The organism is Deltaproteobacteria bacterium (assembly GCA_017302835.1).
In the GTDB taxonomy this organism is placed as follows: Bacteria; Bdellovibrionota; Bdellovibrionia; order Bdellovibrionales; family Bdellovibrionaceae; genus UBA2316.
In genome coordinates this window covers 16,489-39,105 of the sequence record JAFLCC010000006.1, presented here as the reverse complement: position 1 = coordinate 39,105, position 22,617 = coordinate 16,489, and the positions used below count along the sequence as shown (strand labels likewise).

Sequence of the window (22,617 nt, the reverse complement as noted above, 5' to 3'; positions counted from 1 at the left end):
TCCCCTTAAAAATATTTTCTATAGTTCTAAGATCCTAAGCAAGGAAAATTAAATTCAAACTCAGTTCCTTGACCTAGCTCACTTCTTACAAAAACAAGAGCTTGGTGTGATTCAAATATTTTGTAGGCTACAGCTAGACCAAGGCCGGTACCCTTAGACTTTGTGGTGTAGAAAGGCTCGAAAAGTCTCTTTAAAGTTTCCTTCTTCATCCCATCTCCTGAGTCTTTAATTAAAAGATTCCATCGATCACTAGACTGAATCAGCGAAATCTCTAAGAATGCTTCTTGTTTTTTCTCCATGGCTTGATAAGCATTAATGATAATATTTAAAAAAGCTTGTTTGAGTTTATCTTTATAACCCTTCACCATTGCATTGGGAGGAAGATTTATCTTTAAAACGACACTCTGATTTAACTTCGAATTATTTTTTATATTTTCAAGGACTTCTTTGAGAATAAATACTAAATCACAAGGGTCCTCTGGTGGTTTTTCTGGTTTAGCATAATCCAAAAATTCCGTAATAAGATTATTCAATCTGTCAATTTCTCTTAAAATAATTTTCATTAGTTTCTTATCATCATCGTTATTAGTTGTTTGAGATAGCAGTTCAATACTCCCACTAATGCCAGCTAAGGGATTGCGAATCTCATGAGCCACTCCCGCCGCAAGGCCGCCAACGGCTGCTAACTTCTCGCTTTGTTTTAAATTAAATTCCAATTTTTTGATTTTTGTAAAGTCTTCTATTAAGAGCAAAAAAAGAGAGTTGCTCTTTGAAATTTTAGTAATAATCACTCTGAAAAACTGATAGTCCGCTTCTTTTGCTAATGTAAACTCTTTTATCCATTCCTGATTTAATTCTATATTTAAAATATCGTTCCAAAATTCTTTTAAAGGGAGTAGGAAATCCGTAATTTTATCTTCTGTTTTTACAAAAGGAAACATCGACAAGGCTCTAAGATTCATTTGATAAATATTAAATAAATTATCAAAAGTAATCATTCCCACAGGAGATTTTTCGATAATCAGTTCATTAAGTTCTTCGAGTGATTTTATTTGGACTTGTTTTTCTTGCACTGTCTTTTCTGCAGTTAAAAGTCTTTCAGATAAGTACCCTGACAAGCTAGCAACAGCAAAAAAAGATAAATTATTAATTCCCAAAACTATCAAAAATGATAAGCTTTTAAAATCAGGCCCCATGAGTTGAACGCAACTAAACAAGATACTCGCCAATAAGGCCAGAGCTAAAGCCCCTTTTCCTTTGAATAAAAAACTGGACAATACAATATGTATAATCTGGAAAAACAAGAAGAGACTTTGATAGGACCCTGATTTATAAATAAAATAAGACAAGATAATCGAATCAAAAATAAAGGAAATAAAAATCCATAAAGAATCTTCCTTCCATTTATCTATTCTCAAAAAGAGGACCAAGTGAAGGATGAAACCTAAACCCAGGGAAATAAAAGAGGGACCCAGTAAGTCCCAAGAAATAAATGGACTTTGCAAGAAAAAAGAAAATAAGAGAACGACAAGACAAACAAAATAAATAAGAACACGGACTGATTCAACTCTGTATTTAGTTGAACTTTCTTCCATCATTCCGCCCCAACATTGCCCGCCATCGAGAAAATTGGTAAATACATTGCCACAACTAAAACAGCAATAATACCTCCAAGAATGACCATCAATAATGGCTCAACCAGGGAAGAAAGAGCTTTCACTGCAGTTTCGACTTCGTCATCATAAAAATCAGCAATCTTAGATAACATGGTATCCAGAGTTCCAGACTGTTCTCCGACGCTAATCATCTGCACCACCATATCTGGAAAAACCTTATCTTTCGAAAGGGGAAAAGCAAAAGGCTTCCCTTGCATCACGGCATCCTTACACTTAATGAGTGCTTTTTCGATAACAATATTTCCAGCGGTTCTACCAGCTATTTCAATGGCATCTATCAAGCCCACACCGGAAGATAAAAGGGTTGATAAGGTACGGGTCACTCTGGCGATAGAACCTTTTTGAACCAAATCACCAAATAAGGGAGCTCTAAACAGAAAAGATTCAAAGGCCACTCTGCCTGCTGGCGTGTTAATCCACTGTTTGAAAAAATAAGGTCCTAATATGAATGTTCCTAAAAGAAGATACCAGTATTTAATCATACTGTCGGATACGTTAACAACCATCATTGTTAACCACGGAGGTTGTTTACCCGCCGACAAGAAAAAGCTTGTAAATTTAGGTATAATAAATACCAAAATACAGGCGATAACAATGATTGCCACAATAACGATAACGGTAGGATATGCCAAAGCTCCCTTGACCTGAGACTTGATTTTCTCGTTTTTTTCCATATAGGTAGCAAGTCTTCCCAAAATGTTATCTAGGATACCAGCTTCTTCTCCTGCGTGAATCATATTTGAATAAAATTTATCAAAAACATTTGGAATTTGAGCCATGGAATCTGACAATTTCCTCCCAGACTCAATACTTTTCTTAACTTTAATGACTCCTTCTTTTAAGACTCCTGGTCTTTGTCCATCCGACAATACTTTCAAGGCATCAACAACGGGGATACCTGCATTTATCAAAGTAGCAAACTGTCTCGTAAATATTTGTAAATCTTTGACTTTAACTTTTGCATTCTTGCCAAAACTTGATCCAAAAGATTGACCAACTCCAGCCTTGGCCGAAATTTGAACCACATTTATATTCATTTGACGAAGTTTTGTTCTGACTTCGGTTTCATTAAATCCTTCAATCTCTCCAGCTGTTAATTGCCCACTGGCATTTTTTGCTTGATATGAAAACTTTGCCATTTATATCCCTACCTTTTTTAATAAAAAATCTAACTCTGATGGATCACGAGACGTTTCAAATCCTTTTTGAATTGATATTTTTCTTCTTATAATAAGCTGTAAAATACTTTGATTTAAAGTCACAACTCCAGATTCCTGATTCAATAATTTTAAACTTTCCTCAAAAGAGAAAATTCCCTTTTCCAGTAAGTTCTTCTTCAATTCTGAAGTTAGCAAAATAATTTCTCCAGCCATATTTGAAAGATGACTCTCATCGAGAATCTCAACTTGAGAATAAAACAAAAAGGCTTCATTTAAAAACCGATACAGATAGTGTTTTTTTTGCGTCCCTTGGTAAAAACCAAAAACTCGATGTAAAGCGCTGGAAATACTTAAACACGAACAATGCATAAAGACGTATCTGCCATCTTCAGCAATCTCAAGGGCCGCTTCAAACTCAATAGGTTTTGCGATGTTCTCAAAAATAAAGAAATCAGAATTCCTACTTTTTTCATTTAATGGTCGTAAAATTAAGTCATCATAGGAAATTGAATTCCAAAATGGATCTTTATAATTGGCATTATCCTTTAAAACAATGGTTCCTACTGAGCTTGGGTACAAGGATTTAATTTTGTCTGAGATTACTTTGAATGTTTTTTCATAACCAGAGTTTCTGTTCCCACAAAATAAGACGATTCCATGAGATCTCTTTAAACTCTCAAGCAGTACAGGCGGAATATTAAATGGCTCTGTTGCTGAAATCATTAAGTATCCTTAATTGAAGAATTAATAACTTCATCGATAGAACAAATGCCTTTTTTTAATTTCATTAAAGCACTCCGTCTGAGTGTTTTCAATCCTAGTTCTCTTGCCAAAAATCTGATTTGGGCTTGATTGGCACCTTTTAAAATGGCGTCTTTTATTTTTTCAGTCATAGGCAACAATTCATAAATAGCCAACCTGCCTTTAACTCCGGTCCCATTGCAAGTATTGCAACCTTTCCCTTTAAATATTTTGTACTCGCTCACTTCATTTTGAGCTATCCCAAGATTGATGAGCGTTTGCGCCGTCACCTCCACTGGAACTTTACAATTTTCACAAATCTTTCCAACCAATCTTTGAGCCACAATTAAATTAATCGTTGAGGTGATGACATAGGATTGAATCCCAATTTCAGTCAACCTGATAATCGTTGAAGCGGCATCATTTGTATGCAAAGTAGAAACAACCAAATGGCCTGTAGAAGCTGCTTTGAATGAAATTTCTGCAGTTTCTAAGTCCCGTATCTCACCCACCATTATAATATCGGGGTCTTGACGCAAAAACGATCTTAAGGCGCTAGAAAAATTCAAATCGATATCTGGATTCATTTGGACCTGATTGATGCCTTCCAAATTAAATTCAACAGGATCTTCTGCTGTCGAAATATTCACATCTATTTTATTTAACTCAGACAACGCCGAGTAAATGGTGGTCGTTTTTCCTGACCCCGTAGGTCCGGTAATTAAAACCATGCCCTGTGGTAAGTTAATACATGACTTAAAGAGCTTTAAATCATCTTCCTCGAAACCTAATTTAGTCATATCCAGTTGTAAATTTGACTTATCTAATAACCGCAGAACGATTTTCTCCCCCCACAACATGGGCATCATACTTACACGAAAATCCATGTCTGAGTCCCTTGTTCTTACTTTAAGACGACCATCTTGAGGCCGTCTTTTCTCGGCAATGTCTAATCGAGATAAGATCTTAATTCGAGCCGCAATAGATGGTGACCACTCTTTCGGTGGAGCTTTAGATTCAATTAATATTCCATCAATACGATATCTAACCCGGTATACTTTTTCATAGGGTTCAAAATGAATATCACTAGCTCTTTTCTTAATGGCTTCATTCAAAATGGCATTCACAAACTTCACAACAGGTGAATCCTTATCAGTGATATTGTCAACAGTTTCAACGACTTTATTATCAGACTCATTAACATCCATGACATCGTCTGAATCCAAATTATCCAAAACTCTATCAACACTGACTCCGTAATATTTTTCAATAGCTTGCTGAATCGCTATAGGGCTCGCTAAAATGGGCTGAACGACTTTTGCCTTTGAAATGATTCTAATATCTTCCTTGACCAGCAACTGACTGGGATCAGAGAAGGCAACCACCAGGGTAGATAACTTATTTTGATTATCTGAAATTTTTTGTACCGGAATAATATTGTGTTTAGCACAAATTTCCTTAGGTAGAATATCTATAACCGTCGAATCAATTTGAAACTGCGCTAAATTAACTCCTTGAATTTGATAATACTTTTCAAGGGCTTTTTGAATTTGAGGTTCATCAATAGCCCCCATATTCACGCAAATTTGAATCAATGATGAATTAGATTTTTTTTTCTCTTCAAAGGATTTTTCGTATTGTTCAGGCTTAAGAAGACCCTGCTTATACAAAATATCACAAACCTTTTTATCCCATGGTTTAATTTCACTCATAGCATTTCACTCATAGATAAATATTGTAAAAGATTCGCTGTGATTTGTTACTAGTCAATAGTCGCAATTTCACTGTACAGCTGAAAATATTTTTCCCTCTCAAAGGAACTGATCAAACCCAACTTAAGTAAAGTGCCATAATCATAATAGGAAACGACTTCCCTTCGATTCATAGTAGACAAATCGGCTTTCTCAGCTTCAAATAAAAATGGGTTCACTGGTGTGCTTGAATATAAATCCATCACCACTCCACCTTGAACCATAAAGTTAAAATAAGCCAAATCTCCTAAAAGATTGGTATGACTTTCTAGATCAATGGTATTAATCATCAAATTCGTATTTATATTTACCTGTGTCAAATCTGAATATTTATAAATCTTAAGATCCGTACCTATACTGTGTTTTAGAACATGAGAGAAATCATCCAAGGTTCCACTCTCATTGAAAATTAATATTTGCTGATGACCTAGACCAACAACAAAAGAAATCAGCGCTGGCAACTCATTGGCTTTACAAATCAAGGCCACAGCATTATTAATTTTGTGATATTTAAATTTTTTTACAAATAAAGCCCTCAAATAAGAAAAATAATTAAGTCTAGGAAGCCACTGGTTCCCCTCGTAAATGAGACAATCAAAAATTCCCAAAAAACTGACATTTTCTGGTTGGATGGATAAAGTATTTAATAACTGGCGACTGTAATTTGCAGAGCAACGGACATAGTGACAGTCTGGACTGGGATGGGTCAACATTTGAGTTAATTCTTGTAAGGTCAGATGGCTTACCGCCAAGGGAGATTCTTTTTCAAGAAAATACCTCTCGATAATATGAAGTCCAGGAAAAAGGTTATACCCGTCAGAATAACAACCCAGTTTTTTCATTTCTGAGACTCTTCAATATCTTTTGCTATTTGAAATTTTATTTCATCAATGGAACTAAATTTCTTTTCATCTCTAAGAAATCTTAAAAATTCAATTGCGATGGTTTGATCGTAGATATCTTGATTAAAATCTAAAATATGAGTTTCTATTTTTATTCTTTCATCATTTTTAAAGGTAGGCGTTTTTCCAATATTAGTAACCCCTAAATAATTTTTTTGCCCGAGAGTCACCTGAGTTACATAAACACCTAAGGCAGGAACCTGCAAGTCCTCCTCAATGAGCATATTAGCCGTTGGAAAACCAAGGAGGCGACCTCTTTGATCACCACGAACAACGACTCCGGACAAATAATAATTTCTTCCCAGCATTTTATTTACTTCTTTCAAATCATGGCTGATGAGTCTCCGCTTGATATCTGAGGTTGAAATCGTGACAGCTCCCATTTTCACTTCTTCGATCTTCTTAAATTCAATATTATTTTTTTGACACCATTGACTTAATTTATCTATGGTACCCTCTTTGTTTTTTCCAAATCTAAAATCATACCCTACAACTATTTTTTTAATATCCAAATGGGAGTGTATCAAACTTAAAAACTCCTTATAGGTCATCTCTGCCAATTCGGCGTTAAATTTTAGACGAACAAAGTATTGAACCTTCATCTTTGTAAAAACTTGTTCTTGATCAGACAAAGGAAATAGTTTTTTAAAAGATAACTGTGGATTTAAAAAGATAATAGGATGAGGCTCAAAACTCATCACCACTGATTTCAGATCGGGATTTTTCACGATTTCTTCTATAATTCGTTGATGCCCCAAATGCACCCCATCAAAGTTGCCTATAGCAAGAGCTATAGGCCCACTTGATTTTTTAAACGCGACTAAGCTAGAAAGTAATTCCATAACTATTGAAACATGAAGTGATTATTTCTTTTCTTCTGCAGGAATTTTAGACTGATCGACGGTAACTTCAATTTCAACTCTTCGATTTTGCTTTCGTCCATCCGTCGTTTTGTTATCAGCCACGGGGTTCAAAGGTCCCATTCCTTTGGTTCCTACCAATTCAGAAGATAATCCAGAAGTGACCAGCTCCATTTTGACGGCTTGAGCCCTCTTGGCAGAATGCTCTTCGTTTGTTTTCATAGAGCCTGTACTATCCGTATAGCCTTTAATCGTTAGTATATTTTCAGGATACTTTTTCATAATTTCGGCCATCTCCTTTAGATTTTTTTTAGCTTCAGGTTTTAAATCTGATTTCCCCGTATCAAATAAAATATCACTCTTAAGTTTAGAGACCAAACCTTGCTCCGTTCTTTTAGTTTCTGCTATTTTTTCTAGTTCCTTGGCCTGTTTGTCCATCCTCTTTCCTGCAACTCCACCAATAGTTGCCCCCAATGCCGCTCCAATCAACGCCCCTTCATTTCGCTTTCCTGTTTGATGCCCAATAACACCCCCAAGAACAGCACCAGCAACGGCACCAATACCAGCGCCTTTAGTTGTATTTTTATTTTCTTCCATCGAAGAGCAACCAGTTGTTAAAACAAATACTCCTAACAACCCCAACACAAGATGCTTTTTTTGACTATTCATAATTCTCCTTTTTTTTCATTTCAATTTGTTTAACTTATTTAATTTATTTAATTTTAAGTTTTTGTTCAAGTTTCAAACACCCATCTATGTTTTTGCCAGAAAAATTATTAAAAAATGTAAACCAATGCTTCACTTTTTTTTATTATAATCGCTTGTTTTTTTTAATATCAAGTTATTTCAACAAGTTAGCTACGTATCATTTTAGTATTTATTTTGAATTCCTTCATCTTATCAAATAGATAAAACTCCCGCTGGTTATTTGTTTTTTCTGTACTAAGCTATACAAATAAGGAGGTCAAGATGACCTTAAATAAAGTAAATAAAATCAAACTAGTTGGAATTTTTTTTGTAGCGACAATCCATTTAGCATGCCAAAAGACAAATGATTCTTTTTCCTTGTTAACAGAACAAACGACCTTTCAACAATCATCTTCCTTTCAACCGCGAAAAATTGATATTCTTTGGGTGATTGATAATTCTGGAAGCATGCAATCATCTCAACAAAACCTTATTGAAAATTTTAATTCCTTTATTCAAAAGTTTCAAACGTTGAATTATGATTTTCACATGGCATTCACTACAACTGATGCCTATTTGGATGCCCTAGACACAGTCGGTTCTTATAAAAATTTTTACTGTCCAGCTTTTGATAAAAAATGTTCCGTTCTCAGAGATGGGCCGGGGAAAGATGCTACTCCATCCAAGCATAGTGGAATTTCTGTTTTAGATAGAAGCATTTCTAATCTCACTTCCGTGTTTAACTTGAATGCCCTGCAAGGAATACAAGGCTACGGTGATGAACGAGCTTTTTTGAGTCTAAAAACAACATTACAAAATCCTCTCAATTCAGGCTTTTTAAGATCTGATTCCTTTTTAGCCATTATCATTGTGAGCGATGAAGATGATTTTTCTCACTCGGCTCTTACACCTTTGCTTGAAACACTTCCTAACAACGGGTACTTAACAGACAGTCGGATTCATAAAGTCTCTGATTACGTGAGTTACCTCGACACTCTAACCAACTCAACTCCCGGTGTCCGCAACTATGCTGTCAATACCATTTCCATACTTGATGAGGCTTGCAAAACCCAATTACTCACGGGTTTTGCCGGCAGAAAAATAGGAAAAAGATATATGGAAATTGCCGATCAAACAGGTGGAGCTAAAGCCTCGCTTTGTGATGACTTTGGTGGCTCGCTTCAACTCATTTCAGATATGGTTTTAACCCTAAGCTCGTCATTTAAACTGGATAGAGAACCTGACCCCGCAACTATCAAGGTGATCGTCGACGGAAACACGATCTTAAATGATTCAAGCAATGGATGGACCTACGACGCAAGCAATTTAACCATTAACTTCCATGGCAAAAGTATTCCCTCTGCCGACAGCCAAATCAGTATCGCTTTTGATCCCGTTAATGTGAAATAAGGAGACCGAACTTATGAATCAGAAACTAGTACAGGCCTTAAAAAAACAAGAATCCAAATGGTTCATTTTACGTGGTGAAAATAAATTTGGCCCTTTTGAATACATGAGCGTTTTGGGAATGATCCAAAATGGTGAACTGTTTGATTATAATTACATCTGGTCATCCCATCTGGAAGGATGGATGCCACTGGGTGAAGTTCCAGAGTTTTCTAAAGATAGATTGTCTCTACTTATCAAAACCCAAGATCCCTTAAGCCTGGCCTTTCATTCCCGTGGCTCACACCGTGCCGATGTGCAAATACCGGTCTTTTGTCATAATGAAGACTATTTTTTTGATGGATATACCACCTCTATCAGCGTCAATGGAAGCTTGGTGCTTTTAAATAATCCACTTCTCCTTCCTGGACAAAAGCTCATGCTGCATTTTAAAGAATGTGAACAAAATCCAAAATCTTTTAATGTTTCTGTTCAAATCGTCCGAAAGAATTTTAGTAGACAACGATTAAATGTAAAATCTGGCATTCACTACGCTGTTAAGTTTTTACAAATTCAAGAGTGGGGAGAAGCGCAATTGAAGCATTTGGTAACGTTGTATCAGGAAGTCAATGAGGAGGGAACAGGAGATGTTCAGTAGCGTATTGGAATTTTTAAGAGAGTCTGGAGTTTGGGGCGGCATCATTATTATCACTGGATTTGTTTCTGTTTATTTTATTTCGGATCGGATCAAATCCCTGTATTTCGATTTTGGCATGGATGTAAAAGAGTTTACACAAAGGACTCAGAATTTAATTATTGCCAAAAAGCTAGATGAAGCTTTGGTTCTTAGTTCCCAGTTGGAAAGAAAACCCCTTGCAAAAGCATTTAAAACGATTCTTGAAAAAGCAGATCGCGATGATGAAACTATTTTTCAAGCCCATGATAATGCCATGAGTGAAATCATTCCAATGTACACCAAACGTCTTCATTACCTAAGTATGTTAGCCAATGTCGCCACTATGATCGGACTCTTGGGAACGATTTCAGGATTAATCACTTCCTTTAAAGCCGTTGCCAATGCCGATGCGGCAATGAAGCAACAGCTCTTATCACGAGGGATTGCGGAATCTCTGAATACCACGCTGCTCGGTCTGGTTGTCGCCATCCCTGCAATGGTGTTTTTTTCAATATTGACGGGTAGACAAAATCAACTCATTGAGGAAACCACTGAAAAATGCGGCAAATTAACAGAACTTTTAACTTCGTCGCACCTTCCACAACTCACAAGACAAAATGTATTTCCAGACACGCCAGTGCCCCCTGGATCCAATGTGAAAGTTTCATAAAAAGGTAAATTTATATTATGGCAGCTAAAAAATACAAAACTCATTATGAAGACTTCGAGTTGGATTTAGCTCCCCTGCTGGCGATCATCATGAAGCTCGTACCCGTGTTGATCATCACCTCTTCCTTTTTACAATTAACCCAAATTGATACAGATCTTCCTCAAGTCGTTAAAGAAGCCATCCAAAATCAAGAAAACAATAAAGAGAATCCTGTTCATATAAATGTCAGTTTGAGTAAGGAGAATAATATAGATATTCAAATTGTTAATAAAGATAAAGTGGAAAGCTACTCTGTCCCCGCTGTAAATAAAGAATTGGATTTAAGCAAATATAATGAAAAGCTCATTGCAGTTAAAAAGACTTATCCCGAAATTTTTAAACTGGTGCTTTCTCCAGATGAAAACATTCCTTACTCTGAAATTGTCAAGATAATGGATGAATCCAGAAAAGCTAAAGATAACATTGAGTTTACTTTTCTTGACACCAAAACGGGTAACCAGATTAAAACGGATTTCATGTTTCCAGAAATAGTATTTGGAAATGTTTTTAACTAGAACCAAAGCAAGAGGCTGCGATGACAAGAAGGCAACGATTTCATTTTGATACCAAAAGAAAATCATCGTTCTCAATAAACATCACTTCATTGACCGATATGTTTACCGTGATGTTAGTTTTTTTATTGCAAACCTATAATACGTCTGAAGTTCAAATAGAGGCTCCTAAAGATTTAAGACTTCCCTCTTCAAAATCAGAAGCTGTTCTCACTCAAGGCCACCAATTGACTTTATCACTGCAGGCACTAAAAACTGGGAATGAAGTCATTGCCAACTTAAAAGATAAAGACTTTGAAGATAAGGATAAAGAATCAAAAGACCCTAACTTTATCAAGCCACTTTTTTCTTATCTTGACAAATTAATGAAAGAAACAACAGATAAAACTATTAAAGAAGGAAAGCTTTTACTTTTAGTTGAAAGGGACTTACCCTATTCCGCTTTAAAAAAAGTAATGTACACAGCGTCCATGGCTGGATTCCCTCAAATAAAATTAATTACAACGAGTAAAAACCAATGAGGGTTTAAAAAAATGTGGACTTCAATTAAAATATTTATTTCACTTCATTTAATTCTATCGATGGCGCTAGCGCAGAATCAAAAAAAGGATGAACGAGGACTCATTCCTGAATTGCACACCGAACAAAATGACCAAGAGAGTGAAAATAAAAATTTAAAATCAGAAGTTTTAATTTCAAGAACCGAGACCAAAGCCATCGAAGCCCTACAAAATATTCTGAAGAAAAAAAAAGGCACCCCCCAAGAAGCTGATTATTTAAATCGATTAGCCGAACTCTATATGAGAAAATCGAAATCTGGAAGATTCTTTGACTTACAAAGAGATACTAAAAACAAAACATTAAGCTCTTTTCCCCTTCCCGAAGAAAAAGGCTTTGAGGCGATAAAGAAAGCTTTAAGTATTTACAATCAAATCATCAATAATTTCCCGTCATTTGAGGAATTTGATTCTGTTTTATTTAATTCAGCCTTTGCTCTACAACAACTAAATCAAAAAAAACTTTCAGAAAATAATTACAAAAGACTTATTGAAAAATATCCAAATTCTAAATTAATCACGGATACCTTGCTCGCGTTAGGAGAGCTTCTTTACGAGCAAGGAAATTTCTCACAAGCACAAATCTATTTTCAAAAAATTGAAAATTATCCAGACTCCAAAGTTTTTTCCTATGGAATCTATAAGTTGGCCTGGACCTACTACAATTTAAAAAAATCAGATCAAGCCATTTTAAAATTAAAAGCGGTGATTAGCAAAAACCCGGCAACTGACGAAGCTATTAATAAAAAGGGCTATTACTTAAGGAAAGAAGCCTTAAGAGATTTGGTTTTATTTATAGGTGAAACCTATCAGGCTAATGAGTTATACTCCCAATTTAAGAAAGTGACTTCCGATGGAGAGTTAGGCCAAGCCATGTATGAAATGGCCAACCTTTACAATGCCTATTCTAAACCAAAAGACATTCAAATCTTTTTAACTGAATTTATCGAAAAAGAAGAGAAAAATGAATTTATAGTCAAATGTCATTTAATACTTGCAGACACCTATGAGACTCTCAAAAAAAGAGATCTGGTTATTGAACATTTTTCTAAAGCTGCCAATCTATGTCAAGTTGGTTCCTCTTGGAGAGCCCATCAAACAGAAGAAGAGATTAAAATCTCTTGTCATACTGAGTTCCGAAAAAACTCTCTAGAAATCGCAAGAAAATGGTGGGAGATTTGGCAAAAAAATAAAACTCATAAGGAGTTTTCAACCTTAACCGAAAAAATCCTCAGACTGGTTCTAGCGAATGAAAACTATGAAGAACCAGATCTTAAAACACGGATGGCCTTAGCTGAATTGCTCTTTCAAAATGAAGATTTTGAAGATGCCTCGGAAAACTTCAACATCGTAGCTCTTAAAACCAAAGATAAAGCGGTTCAGCATGAGGCTACTTATAGTGCCCTTTTCTCCAAAGAAAAAAGTTTAGAAAAAACTAAATCAGATCTGAAGTTAGCTCAGCGCAAGGAGCTGGTTCAACGGTATCTTAAATTATTCCCTCAGGGTGAATATGCTAACTCTGTGGGATTTAAATTAGCTGTCATTTTCTATGAAGAAAAAAATTTTGAGGAATCTTTAAAAACACTCATTCCTTTATCTCAAAATAAAAATAATCTTGAAATCAAAAACAAATCAGAAGACCTTATTCTGGACATAAAAAATATTGAAAAAAAATATTCAGAGGTCAAAACCTTATCGAAAGTTTATGCTGATGCTACACCGGATTTGCAGCGAAAGAAGTTATTATTGAAGATTAATGAAGAATCTCATTTTTTTGAAATACAAGAAGAGAACAAGCAAGGCGACAAGATTTCCGCAGCTTATAGATTATATAGTTATTTTAAATCTCATCCAGCTTCAGAATTAGGGAAAAAAGCCTTTTTAGATTCCCTGACAATTTTTTTTAAGGAACAATATTTTGTTGATGCGACAGAAAAAGGAATTGAGTTTTTAAGTTATTTTCCAAAATACGATAAAAAAATGGATTTAGAAAAAGAAATTATTGCCTCGTTAATAGAGATCGGTTCTCTTGAAAAAGCCTCTGAGCTCTTAATTGATTTAAGCACTCAAGATCCCAATAAAAAACAAAACCATCTTCAAAATGCGGCGGATCTTTTGATCATCGAAAATAAAAATGCCCAAGCCAGAAAATTATATAATCAATTGCTTTTGTCCACATCAAAAGAGAACAGACCTGAAATATTTTTAAAAATTAAAAACTCTCTCAATCCTGCAGATGACAAAACTGAAATTGATAAGATTGATAAAATTATTTTGGAACAAAATGTGGAGCCGTTTGCGACAGCTCAATTAACCAAAAAGGCGCAAACTCTCTACGATGAAAAAAAGTATCCAGAATGTTATGATTTAACTTTAAAAATCCTCAAACGTGAAACCGAATCATCCCATAGAGCCATGGCAAGGTATTTACAGGGTTTAATATTTGAAAAAGAACTTTTCAATCAGAGCGTCAAAACCAGCAACGAAGAAAAGTTAGGCCTGATCATTCAACTTAAAACAGAAAGACTTGATAAAGCCCAAACCGCCTATTTAAGTGTGAGCAAAATGACTACAGATAAAAACTTATTGATAAAATCCCTTGAAGGTATTGATCGCTGCCTCAATAACTACATTCAAAGTCTAAATGAGTTAACACCACCGTTATCACTATCTGCTAACGACCAATTAGAGTTAAAAAAAGAGTTAGCCAAGCTCATCTCTCCCTTGACGCAAAAACGGATGGATTATTTAAAAGAACTCTCACAAATCCGAGAGGGCTTCAGTTCCCCCACTTCAACTTGGAGCGGGCTGACTGAAAAAGATATCCCTCCTGTTAATTTGCAAAAAAAATTGATTCATAATTTTCAACCTCTTTTTTTTGATACTTGGCCTCCAAATAAAAACCCATTAAACAGCAGCAAAGAGCAAAACATATCCCTACCTGCCATAAAGATCTTACTAAATAACTCAACGACTCGTAACCAAGGACTCTATGCCCTTTCCCTTTTCAGTGAAACCGAAAACAAACCATTAAAAACTTCCTGGATAATTGAAAAATTACGAACCAATGATAAAGACAATTTAAATATTTATAACTATTCCCTTTTCAGAAACTTAAATCATCCTTCGAGTGAACCCCGTTGGGAAGAAAAAGAGGGGTCGTCTTCAGCCTTTCTTAAATCCAACTCTCTAGACTTTCAGTTTTTTCAACTCTTCCGTGATTACAAAAATATGAATTATTTTTCAACTACAGAAAATTGCAAATTCATTCTCACTTTTAAAAACCTACTGAATTCAAAAAGTCTTCTTGAATACCTTCTGCCAATTTGCTCTGACTCCTTTGCCCATCAAGGAGATTATGAAAATGCAGAAAAGATATTGAGCTCTTTATCGACAAAAGACTGGAAAAATAAGGAATTCTATTATCTTTCTGTCGCCAGAATTCACGATATGTACAAAAAATCTTCAGAATCCTCAATAAAATTTTACGAATTAGCTCATAAAGAGTCGAGTTCTACCGATATGAAGTCATGGATAGCCAAGAAGGTAGAATATCTTAAACAAGGAAAGCAATAGTCCTATTTCTACTTTAAAGGTTTATGGAAGGACATTATGAATAAACAATATTCTCTTGTTGGAGTAAAATTTTATTTAGCTATTTCCATCTTGTTCACTTTTTCGAGTGATCTATTTGGCCAATCAAAAAAACGAGTGGTTCGCAAGGTTCAAGAAGTCAACTTCGCTGAAATGAGTATCAAGGGAACGGTCAGAAACCCTGATGGAGCTTTTCTCGTTCAGAAAAAAGGGATTAAGTTTATGCCTCTTATTGATGTCCAAAAAAATATGGATAAAAAAATCAGAGAAGCAAGCTTCTATGTGAGATAAAAATGAAAATTTTAATTGTTGAACAACATTTACCCAGTGGTCACACCAAAGTTTGGAAACTAAAGCCAGGAAAAGGCTATTTTACTTTCGGATCTTCTAGAACGGCGGATCTGTTATCGATCGATCCAACTGTTTCTTTATGGGAATGCGTTTTTGAGTTTGCTGAAAATAATTGGAAATTTGTCGACTTTAATATTAATAATTTTAACAAAAATATTTATCCCACTCTGGCTGTTGAAGGCGAACAGACAATTCATAGAGAAAATTGCAAGCTTCTTTTAAAAGTCGTTGAAAAAAATGTTTCTCTGAACGAATTTCAATTTCCCACCACGACAGCAGATTCCAAGTCTAATTTTCAAGTTTTTCAAGTCTATTTAAATGACCGCCTCATTGAAATTAAGCTTTTACCCCAGAGAAAAAAATTCTATCCAGAATCTTTTAAAAATTCTAATGGATTTGAATCCATTTACTCACCAGATTGGCACACGCTAAAATTCGAAACTTACACCATTAAGCAAAAAACAATATCATCTGCAAGCTATCGTGAATTTGGGCATTTCAAATTAGATACCCTGATTGAAAAAGAATCAAGGAAAAGCGCCTTGATACTTATTCTTTTCTGTTTCATTTTTGGTGCGGGCGTTTTATCCCTGCCTCGAAATCACAAATACCTACCAAGCTCAACGAAGCGCTCCTCACCGACTCAGATCTTTGTAAAGAATGAGAAGCCTAAAGCCGAAAAACCGAAGGTGGAAAAAATCGCTGAACCTAAATTGGAGTCGGCACCCAAATCAGTTAAAACGGCGGCGACTAACGAAAATCTTCCCTCTGACAAAGGTATTTCCAAAGTTGCCGGAATGCTTAAAAATGTTAATACTGGCAGAATTTCTAGCTTGTTATCTAAGGTTTCAGCCCAGGGACAAAAATCAAAAAATATTATTATCTCTTCAGGAGTAACTGCTGGATCCGGAGAGTCTGGCAGGGCCTTAGCATCCTTAGGAAACATAGATAAAAGCAGTGGAGACTGGTCCTCTGATAATAACTCCAAAGGAGTTAAAATATCTACGAAAGGCCTTGGTGGAGGGAACTCTGTCTCTGGAATAAGTCAACTCCATGGAGGCAAAGTGGGCCAAGGGGGCGTTGGGCTTATTGAAGATGAATCCGAAATTGTAGGTGGCCTGGATCGAGAAGAAATCGCCACTTATATTAAAAGTCAATTGGGACAGATCTTGTATTGTTACGAAAGACAATTATCGGCCAATAAAGATTTATTTGGTAAAGTATCTGTTAAGTTTACCATCAGTGGAACAGGTAAGGTAGAAACACAAGCTATAAATGATTCGACTTTAAAAAACAGTAATGTTGAGGGATGTATGCTGACAAAAATTGCTGGTTGGAAATTTCCTGTTCCTAAAGGAGGGACCAAGGTTATTGTAACCTATCCTTTCCTTTTTAAGAGCACGAATTAACATCTTTTTATGGAGGCAACATGAAGACAGCAGAGAAACCTCAAAATCTTTTATTGATTTTGTTATCTCTTTTTTTATTTCTATCGACAGGCCCTATCAACGCACAAACAAAGTCCACCGAAACACCAAAAGCAGAGGCGCCCAAAATAGAAACGGCGGACTCAGATAAACTAGATATCCAAAAATTAGAGCAAAAATATTGGTCTGCCAAGGACGATGACTTTTCTGTCATTCAAAATCGAACTTTCCAGAAGGAAAAAAGATTTTTTCTTTCTGGAAACTATGCTCTCCCCTTTAATGATCCCAACTCTGTGGGCTCACTCCAAGGGCTTAATTTTGGATATTTTTTAAATGAACGTTGGGGAATTGAAGTCAGCACCTTGTCCGCAAATTTTAAAATGAATGATACTGTCGACTATTTCCGAAATCGATATGGAGTTCTTCCCAATCATAATACCTTTAAATCGTCCAACTCTGTAACAGCCTATTTTGTTCCCATCTACGCCAAAATGAGTCTTATGGATAAAAAAATTATTTATTTCGACATGGGTGTGGGTTTAGGATTTGGACAAACAACCTATGAGCAAAACTCCTGCACTCTCGCTGCCGGTTGCACCGCAGGTTCTGGAATCGATAAAATCGCTAAAGAAAGTAAGTCTAGTCCTCATTACCTATTTTCAATCATGCAACAATTCTTTTTGTCTGAGCATTGGGCCTTAAGAATTGATCTGATTAATCGTTATACGAATGAAGAGCGTATCGACTCTACAAACATAGCTGATATTGGTGGGAAAATGACAAATGATACCGCCTTTCAATTTGGAATTACTTATTGGAAATAGGGGATCTATGAAAACCACAAAATCAATTTTAATTTATAATTTGATTCTCATCACTTTTCTTTTTTCGCGACAGGGATTTTCCCAGTTTAATAAAACTTCTTTGGGACGCTCCCCTTCTAAAAAATTAAAGATGAAACAGTCAAAAGTGCCCTCTTATGACTTTCAAATAAATAAAGAAATTCCCCGTCTTGATATTGGCGAGGAGGTTGAGTTAGCCTTTTTATCCACTCCTTTGACTATCCCTGAAAAGCCCCAGAAGCAGAACTCGGTAAATCGCCTGCTTTCGCCTAAAGTGCTGGAGGCTGATAAAAAAGCCAATGTTCTTGGTTTGATTTTACCATTTAAAGTTTTGTCGAGTAATAAAAATATTTCCCAAATACCCAATGTGGAGCCCTTAAAAGAGACTTATCAACCCAAGTTAAATGATTCGCAGGTTGAAACAAAAGAACTTATCATCTTTAAAAATCAAGAATATAAATTACTTGAAGGTCATATTTATTTTGAACTTATTAAAAATTATGAGATGGCTTTTTCTCAATTTGCTGATTTGTTAAAAGATAAAGAATTTAGTTTTGAAGCGACTTATTATTTTGGATTAGCTGCCAAAGAGTTAAAGCTCACAACAGAGTTTAAGGAAGCCATGCTAAAGGTGGCCACTCACGCCAAAAACAAAGAATTAAAAACTCTTGCTATCGATCAATTGACCAAACACATCTCGATATTTGAAATTGGAGATGTTGAAAGAATAGACCCACTGGTTGTCAAAGAAGAATTCGATGTCCAATCTCGTGATTCTTACAATTTCTACAGAGCCAAGTACTACCTTGAAAAGGGACAACTTGGCCAAGTGGAAGATGCGCTTTTGATGATCAACATCAAATCACCCTATTTTGAAGAATCCAAATTTATCAACGCCCTGTCTTTTTATCGTCAAGGTAAAGTTGATGAAGCAAAAGACACCATGGATGAGCTATTAAAAAGTAAAAATACGATAGGCTCTCTTCGTACACTTGCCAACCTAACCCTAGCTCGAATTTATTTCCAAAAGCAACTCTACAAAGAAGCCTCTGATTTATATTTAAAAGTCGACAAAGATCATCCCCTTTGGCTTCAAGCCATGGTTGAGCAGGCTTGGACACAGATTTTAACAAAGGACTATGTCGGCGCAGCCGGAAATATGTTTTCCTTACATACTGATTTTTTTAAAAATGCTTACAACCCGGAATCTTATGTCGTTAGAACTATTAGTTATTTAAATCTCTGTCAATTTGGAGATGGCTTACAAGTTTTAAATGCCCTTGGAAAAAAATATGCACCCTATTATGGACGAATAGAACAATATTCCCAAAATAAGTCTAAAAGTTCTGACTATTATGCGACCATAAAAACCTGGCTTAGAAATCCAGAACTCAAAGAGGTCGACACCCTCCCCCGTTCCTTTATTTTAGAACTTGCCCGTCATCCCAGCTTTGTGGTGATTCAAAAAGAAATTAACAACTTTGAAGATGAAATCTCTGCTTACAACCAAATCTCCCTCAAGCTGATTCAAAGAGAGAAAGAACTTCTGCAAAAGCAATCCGATTTAAGCAAAGAATTGACGACGGTCCGAACGAGCCTTTTAGATCCTAAGAAAAATCATTCAAGCCTTAAAGAGCAAGAGACCTCGATTCAAAAAAAACTACTTAGTTTTAAATACCAACAACAAGGCTTAAAAGCTGCTAGAGATATCGTTAAAAATGTCAGAGATACTGCCTTTATACGCATTGATAAAGAAAAAACTCTTGCCAGAGAAAAGGCAGGTGTCGCTTTAAAAAACCGATTGGTTCAACTCAAAGCAGACCTTAAAGAACTTTTAGACCAAAATGAATTGCTACAATACGAAATTTATTCTGGGGCAGGAGAACATTTGCGTTTTCAAAGCGTCAGTCAAGACACTAAATCTACTGATGAAAAGACTAAAGAGTTAGCCTTAAACCAGATCCAAAAAGAAAAAGACAAAAATGTAAAATGGAATTTTAGGGGAGAAATTTGGGAAGATGAAATTGGTCATTTTAGATCATCACTTCAAAATGTTTGCCCTAAAGATCAAGAATAGGAGATTTTATGTACACCATGTTTATTTTAATAGGACTTCTGACCTACCCTATAACCTATTCCATTTCAAATGGGTTGCAGGCATTAAACAGTTCCGCGACAGAAGCAAAAACAAACTCCGAAGCCACTTTGTTAAAACTTAAATCCAATATTGAAAACTCCAAATTAAACTTAGAAGACTATAAGAAGAATCTGACTCTGGTTGAAAAAAATATTCAAGAAGTGGCAAAGGCAAAAAAAGAAGTGGATGACCAAAAAAAATCCGTCTCTACACAACTAAAGGAAAATCAAACTTCAGTTAAGAAAGTAGACTTAAATGAAAAAGAATTAAATAAGCTCATTCTTGACGAAAAAAATAAAATTTCCCAGGAAGAAAAAAAGAGCAAAGAATTAGAAGACCTGATTTTAAAAATCAAAGAAAATCAAAAAAAACGTGAACAAAACATTAAAGAATATGAAATTCAACTCGTTCAAATCCAAGAGGAAAAGAAAATTTGGACGACCCGTCAAGACGCTATTAAAGACCAAGAAAAACAAGTGTCAGAAAAGCTTAAAGTCATCACCACTCAAGATTCAGAATGGAAAAATAAAAAACGTGGCTATGAGGGCGAAATCACCCGATGGAATAAAGAAATCGATAAACAGCAAAAGATTTACGATACCTACAAAAATATGGCTGAGGTGAAAGAATAGCAGAGGGGTTAAGCCAATGACTCCTCAAATACGCTTTAAGACTTTTTTGAATGTTGATTCGTACTCTTCCATTTTTAAAACATGACTCATTAAGACGATCGTCAAACCACAAAGAATCAGCGTGAGAGAAAGGGAGAAAAGTGAATTCACAAATGATACTGAAACGAGTTGAAGCTCCTTAAAAATAAAATAACTTTGGCTCACTCCTGCCAAAATAAAACAAATAATCAGAGTTTTAAAAATAGATTTAAAAATATTGTTTAGTGGCAAACTAACAATGAAGAATTTAAAATAAACAAACAGAATCAAAAAATTTAAGCTGTTACTTACCAAGGATGAGAGGTTTAAGCCCCTCAATCCCCAGGCCTTCATCATTAATGGCGCCAAAATAATATGAGCTATTAATGCCAATAAGCTTGAAAAAGCTGGGAACCAGGTATTTTTTACCGCAAAATAAGCAGGTGCTATGATTTTAACACAACTTGAAGGAATCATGATCAGTGCCCAAATTCTTAATACTTCCGAGGTAACTTGAACATCATGAGCTCTGAACTCTCCACGTTTAAATAAGACTTCGATAATGGGATAACTTAAAAAATACAAACCCGTCGCTGCAGGTAAAACGACATATAAATTCAAACGCAAATAAAATTCTGAAGTCGATGTCATCATTTCTTTATTTTTTTCCGCCCAAAATTTCGCCAGTGTCGGCAAGAGGGCGGTTCCCAAACTCACCGAAATTAAGGACAAGGGTAACTCTAAAAGTCTATCTGCTAAATAGATATAGGTGATAACGCCCTCTTCCAGGGAACTTGCAAACCTTTGATTCACAATTAATGAGATCTGCAGCAATCCCATCCCAAAAAGACCTGGTACCATATTTCGCAAAACAAAAAGCATTTCTTTATTTTTAAAATCAAATAAAAGCTTTGGAAAATACCCTTTTTTTATCAAGCTGGGTACCAGAACACCAGCCTGAAAAAAACCACCAACAATCACTCCCCAAGCTAGGCCCTCGCCGTGAAATCGAAAATACCTATCGGGAATAAGAGTAGAGATAATCATGGAAATATTAAATAAGGTGGGCGCCATGGCAGCTAAGCCAAATTTTCCAAAGGCATTTAAAATACCCATAAAATAGGCATAGGAGCTCATTAAAAAAATAAATCCGAACATCACCTGCGACATAAGCAAGGTGATATGAAATTTATCCACCTGTTGAACATAGTTCTGATCCAAAAGAACCATCAATATTTCTTTAGAAAAAACAATTCCCAAAATCGTCAAACAAGACAAAATTAAAAGGAGCAGGGTATAGAGGGAATTAACTAAATTTTTAGCTTTAACTTCATTTTTTTGGCCATAGAGACAATCCACAAAGACAGGAATAAAGCTCACGGATAGGGATCCCTCTCCTAAAAGCCTTCTGAAAATATTCGGAAGTCTAAACGCCACGGTCCACGCGTCTGTAACCGTTCGATTGAAATAGGCCGTTAACAAGGTTTCCCTCAATAATCCCAAAACACGACTTGAGAGGGTTCCAGCGGCCATAGAGAGAGCTTTTTTAACTACTTGATTCTTTTCATTTTTTTCATCTGAATTCAATTTTAAATGTCCTTAATAAAATCACTATTTTAAAGTTGCGTGTCCCTTGTGATTATGTTAATTGTCTTTAGCTTAATTGCAAATATATTGTTTAAGTATTAAATTGTAAGTATTAAATGGAGGCTATATTGGCTACTCACAAATCTGCAGAAAAAAGAGCAAGACAGACTGTTAAGAAAACGGCTATCAATTCATCAAGAAAAAGCCGTGTAAGAACTGCTGAAAAGAAAATTTTAAAAGCACTCGTTCAAAAAGACACAAAAACAATTCCTGAATTATTGAAATCTTTTGTGAGTGAAGCAACCAGGGCTGTCACCAAGGGAGCTTTCAAAAAACAAACTGTTTCAAGAAAAATCAGCCGCCTATCCGTTAAAGCCCATCAAGCTCTCACTGCAAAATAGTTATATTAATT

20 protein-coding genes are annotated in these 22,617 nt (G+C 35.5%); 12 read left to right on the top strand and 8 right to left on the bottom strand.

The window, feature by feature from the left end; all coding sequences use genetic code 11:
* Nucleotides 1–26 precede the first annotated feature (26 nt).
* The 7 genes from J0M15_08170 to J0M15_08140 are packed head-to-tail and all read right to left on the bottom strand — an operon-like array spanning nucleotide 27 to nucleotide 7,759.
* Entirely contained in the window at nucleotides 27–1,595 is a 1,569-nt protein-coding gene (locus J0M15_08170; GenBank protein MBN8537014.1) for a PAS domain-containing sensor histidine kinase, read from the bottom strand.
* Nucleotides 1,595–2,815, bottom strand: a complete 1,221-nt coding sequence (locus J0M15_08165; protein MBN8537013.1) for a type II secretion system F family protein — start codon at nucleotides 2,813–2,815, stop codon at nucleotides 1,595–1,597. Before J0M15_08165 ends, J0M15_08170 begins: the two co-directional genes overlap by 1 nt.
* Complete coding sequence (locus J0M15_08160) at nucleotides 2,816–3,559, bottom strand: hypothetical protein (protein ID MBN8537012.1); 744 nt, start codon at nucleotides 3,557–3,559, stop codon at nucleotides 2,816–2,818.
* The gene (gene pilB, locus J0M15_08155; GenBank protein MBN8537011.1) at nucleotides 3,559–5,289 is read right to left on the bottom strand and encodes a type IV-A pilus assembly ATPase PilB; all 1,731 of its coding nucleotides are present in this window, start codon (nucleotides 5,287–5,289) and stop codon (nucleotides 3,559–3,561) included. Before pilB ends, J0M15_08160 begins: the two co-directional genes overlap by 1 nt.
* A 50-nt stretch (nucleotides 5,290–5,339) precedes the next feature.
* Nucleotides 5,340–6,170, bottom strand: a complete 831-nt coding sequence (locus J0M15_08150) for a hypothetical protein (GenBank protein ID MBN8537010.1) — start codon at nucleotides 6,168–6,170, stop codon at nucleotides 5,340–5,342.
* Complete coding sequence (locus tag J0M15_08145; protein MBN8537009.1) at nucleotides 6,167–7,072, bottom strand: bifunctional riboflavin kinase/FAD synthetase; 906 nt, start codon at nucleotides 7,070–7,072, stop codon at nucleotides 6,167–6,169. Before J0M15_08145 ends, J0M15_08150 begins: the two co-directional genes overlap by 4 nt.
* 21 nt (nucleotides 7,073–7,093) lie before the next feature.
* Nucleotides 7,094–7,759: an OmpA family protein gene (locus J0M15_08140; GenBank protein MBN8537008.1), complete on the bottom strand. Its 666-nt coding sequence runs from the start codon at nucleotides 7,757–7,759 to the stop codon at nucleotides 7,094–7,096.
* A gap of 339 nt (nucleotides 7,760–8,098) precedes the next feature.
* Between J0M15_08140 and J0M15_08135 the strand changes: the two genes are divergently transcribed.
* The 11 genes from J0M15_08135 (at nucleotide 8,099) to J0M15_08085 (ending at nucleotide 20,600) form a co-directional block, all read left to right on the top strand.
* Nucleotides 8,099–9,187, top strand: coding sequence for a hypothetical protein (locus J0M15_08135; protein ID MBN8537007.1), 1,089 nt, complete (start codon nucleotides 8,099–8,101; stop codon nucleotides 9,185–9,187).
* Between the two features lie 13 nt (nucleotides 9,188–9,200).
* Nucleotides 9,201–9,821, top strand: coding sequence for a PilZ domain-containing protein (locus J0M15_08130; GenBank protein ID MBN8537006.1), 621 nt, complete (start codon nucleotides 9,201–9,203; stop codon nucleotides 9,819–9,821).
* A gap of 49 nt (nucleotides 9,822–9,870) precedes the next feature.
* Nucleotides 9,871–10,509 (top strand): MotA/TolQ/ExbB proton channel family protein, encoded by a 639-nt coding sequence (locus J0M15_08125; protein MBN8537005.1) that lies wholly within the window; start codon nucleotides 9,871–9,873, stop codon nucleotides 10,507–10,509.
* 17 nt (nucleotides 10,510–10,526) lie between these two features.
* Entirely contained in the window at nucleotides 10,527–11,063 is a 537-nt protein-coding gene (locus tag J0M15_08120) for a biopolymer transporter ExbD (protein ID MBN8537004.1), read from the top strand.
* 20 nt (nucleotides 11,064–11,083) lie between these two features.
* The gene (locus J0M15_08115) at nucleotides 11,084–11,581 is read left to right on the top strand and encodes a biopolymer transporter ExbD (GenBank protein ID MBN8537003.1); all 498 of its coding nucleotides are present in this window, start codon (nucleotides 11,084–11,086) and stop codon (nucleotides 11,579–11,581) included.
* Between the two features lie 12 nt (nucleotides 11,582–11,593).
* Nucleotides 11,594–15,193 carry a tetratricopeptide repeat protein gene (locus J0M15_08110; protein ID MBN8537002.1) on the top strand — a complete coding sequence of 1,200 codons (3,600 nt, stop codon included), beginning with the start codon at nucleotides 11,594–11,596 and terminating at the stop codon, nucleotides 15,191–15,193.
* A gap of 36 nt (nucleotides 15,194–15,229) precedes the next feature.
* Nucleotides 15,230–15,502 carry a hypothetical protein gene (locus J0M15_08105; protein MBN8537001.1) on the top strand — a complete coding sequence of 91 codons (273 nt, stop codon included), beginning with the start codon at nucleotides 15,230–15,232 and terminating at the stop codon, nucleotides 15,500–15,502.
* A gap of 2 nt (nucleotides 15,503–15,504) precedes the next feature.
* On the top strand, nucleotides 15,505–16,971 hold the full coding sequence (locus tag J0M15_08100; GenBank protein MBN8537000.1) for an AgmX/PglI C-terminal domain-containing protein: 1,467 nt from the start codon (nucleotides 15,505–15,507) through the stop codon (nucleotides 16,969–16,971).
* 20 nt (nucleotides 16,972–16,991) lie between these two features.
* Nucleotides 16,992–17,813 carry an outer membrane beta-barrel domain-containing protein gene (locus J0M15_08095; GenBank protein ID MBN8536999.1) on the top strand — a complete coding sequence of 274 codons (822 nt, stop codon included), beginning with the start codon at nucleotides 16,992–16,994 and terminating at the stop codon, nucleotides 17,811–17,813.
* 7 nt (nucleotides 17,814–17,820) lie between these two features.
* Entirely contained in the window at nucleotides 17,821–19,908 is a 2,088-nt protein-coding gene (locus J0M15_08090; GenBank protein MBN8536998.1) for a hypothetical protein, read from the top strand.
* A gap of 62 nt (nucleotides 19,909–19,970) precedes the next feature.
* Nucleotides 19,971–20,600, top strand: coding sequence for a hypothetical protein (locus J0M15_08085; GenBank protein MBN8536997.1), 630 nt, complete (start codon nucleotides 19,971–19,973; stop codon nucleotides 20,598–20,600).
* A 24-nt stretch (nucleotides 20,601–20,624) separates the two neighbouring features.
* Here J0M15_08085 and murJ read toward each other — a convergent pair whose 3' ends face one another.
* On the bottom strand, nucleotides 20,625–22,205 hold the full coding sequence (gene murJ / locus J0M15_08080; protein MBN8536996.1) for a murein biosynthesis integral membrane protein MurJ: 1,581 nt from the start codon (nucleotides 22,203–22,205) through the stop codon (nucleotides 20,625–20,627).
* Between the two features lie 128 nt (nucleotides 22,206–22,333).
* Here murJ and rpsT point away from each other — a divergent pair, with 128 nt between their 5' ends.
* A complete protein-coding gene (gene rpsT / locus J0M15_08075) occupies nucleotides 22,334–22,606 on the top strand; it encodes a 30S ribosomal protein S20 (protein MBN8536995.1) in 273 nt (90 codons plus the stop codon).
* Nucleotides 22,607–22,617 lie beyond the last annotated feature (11 nt).

What these genes read in the sequence shown, in the direction of transcription:
- J0M15_08150 (MBN8537010.1), bottom strand. Translation starts at nt 6,170, where the DNA reads ATGAAAAAACTGGGTTGTTATTCTGACGGGTATAACCTTTTTCCTGGA.
- J0M15_08105 (MBN8537001.1), top strand. Translation starts at nt 15,230, where the DNA reads ATGAATAAACAATATTCTCTTGTTGGAGTAAAATTTTATTTAGCTATT.
- J0M15_08120 (MBN8537004.1), top strand. Translation starts at nt 10,527, where the DNA reads ATGGCAGCTAAAAAATACAAAACTCATTATGAAGACTTCGAGTTGGAT.
- J0M15_08170 (MBN8537014.1), bottom strand. Translation starts at nt 1,595, where the DNA reads ATGGAAGAAAGTTCAACTAAATACAGAGTTGAATCAGTCCGTGTTCTT.
- pilB (MBN8537011.1), bottom strand. Translation starts at nt 5,289, where the DNA reads ATGAGTGAAATTAAACCATGGGATAAAAAGGTTTGTGATATTTTGTAT.
- J0M15_08090 (MBN8536998.1), top strand. Translation starts at nt 17,821, where the DNA reads ATGAAAACCACAAAATCAATTTTAATTTATAATTTGATTCTCATCACT.
- J0M15_08110 (MBN8537002.1), top strand. Translation starts at nt 11,594, where the DNA reads ATGTGGACTTCAATTAAAATATTTATTTCACTTCATTTAATTCTATCG.
- J0M15_08095 (MBN8536999.1), top strand. Translation starts at nt 16,992, where the DNA reads ATGAAGACAGCAGAGAAACCTCAAAATCTTTTATTGATTTTGTTATCT.
- J0M15_08115 (MBN8537003.1), top strand. Translation starts at nt 11,084, where the DNA reads ATGACAAGAAGGCAACGATTTCATTTTGATACCAAAAGAAAATCATCG.
- J0M15_08140 (MBN8537008.1), bottom strand. Translation starts at nt 7,759, where the DNA reads ATGAATAGTCAAAAAAAGCATCTTGTGTTGGGGTTGTTAGGAGTATTT.
- J0M15_08160 (MBN8537012.1), bottom strand. Translation starts at nt 3,559, where the DNA reads ATGATTTCAGCAACAGAGCCATTTAATATTCCGCCTGTACTGCTTGAG.
- J0M15_08130 (MBN8537006.1), top strand. Translation starts at nt 9,201, where the DNA reads ATGAATCAGAAACTAGTACAGGCCTTAAAAAAACAAGAATCCAAATGG.
- J0M15_08100 (MBN8537000.1), top strand. Translation starts at nt 15,505, where the DNA reads ATGAAAATTTTAATTGTTGAACAACATTTACCCAGTGGTCACACCAAA.
- J0M15_08145 (MBN8537009.1), bottom strand. Translation starts at nt 7,072, where the DNA reads ATGGAATTACTTTCTAGCTTAGTCGCGTTTAAAAAATCAAGTGGGCCT.
- J0M15_08165 (MBN8537013.1), bottom strand. Translation starts at nt 2,815, where the DNA reads ATGGCAAAGTTTTCATATCAAGCAAAAAATGCCAGTGGGCAATTAACA.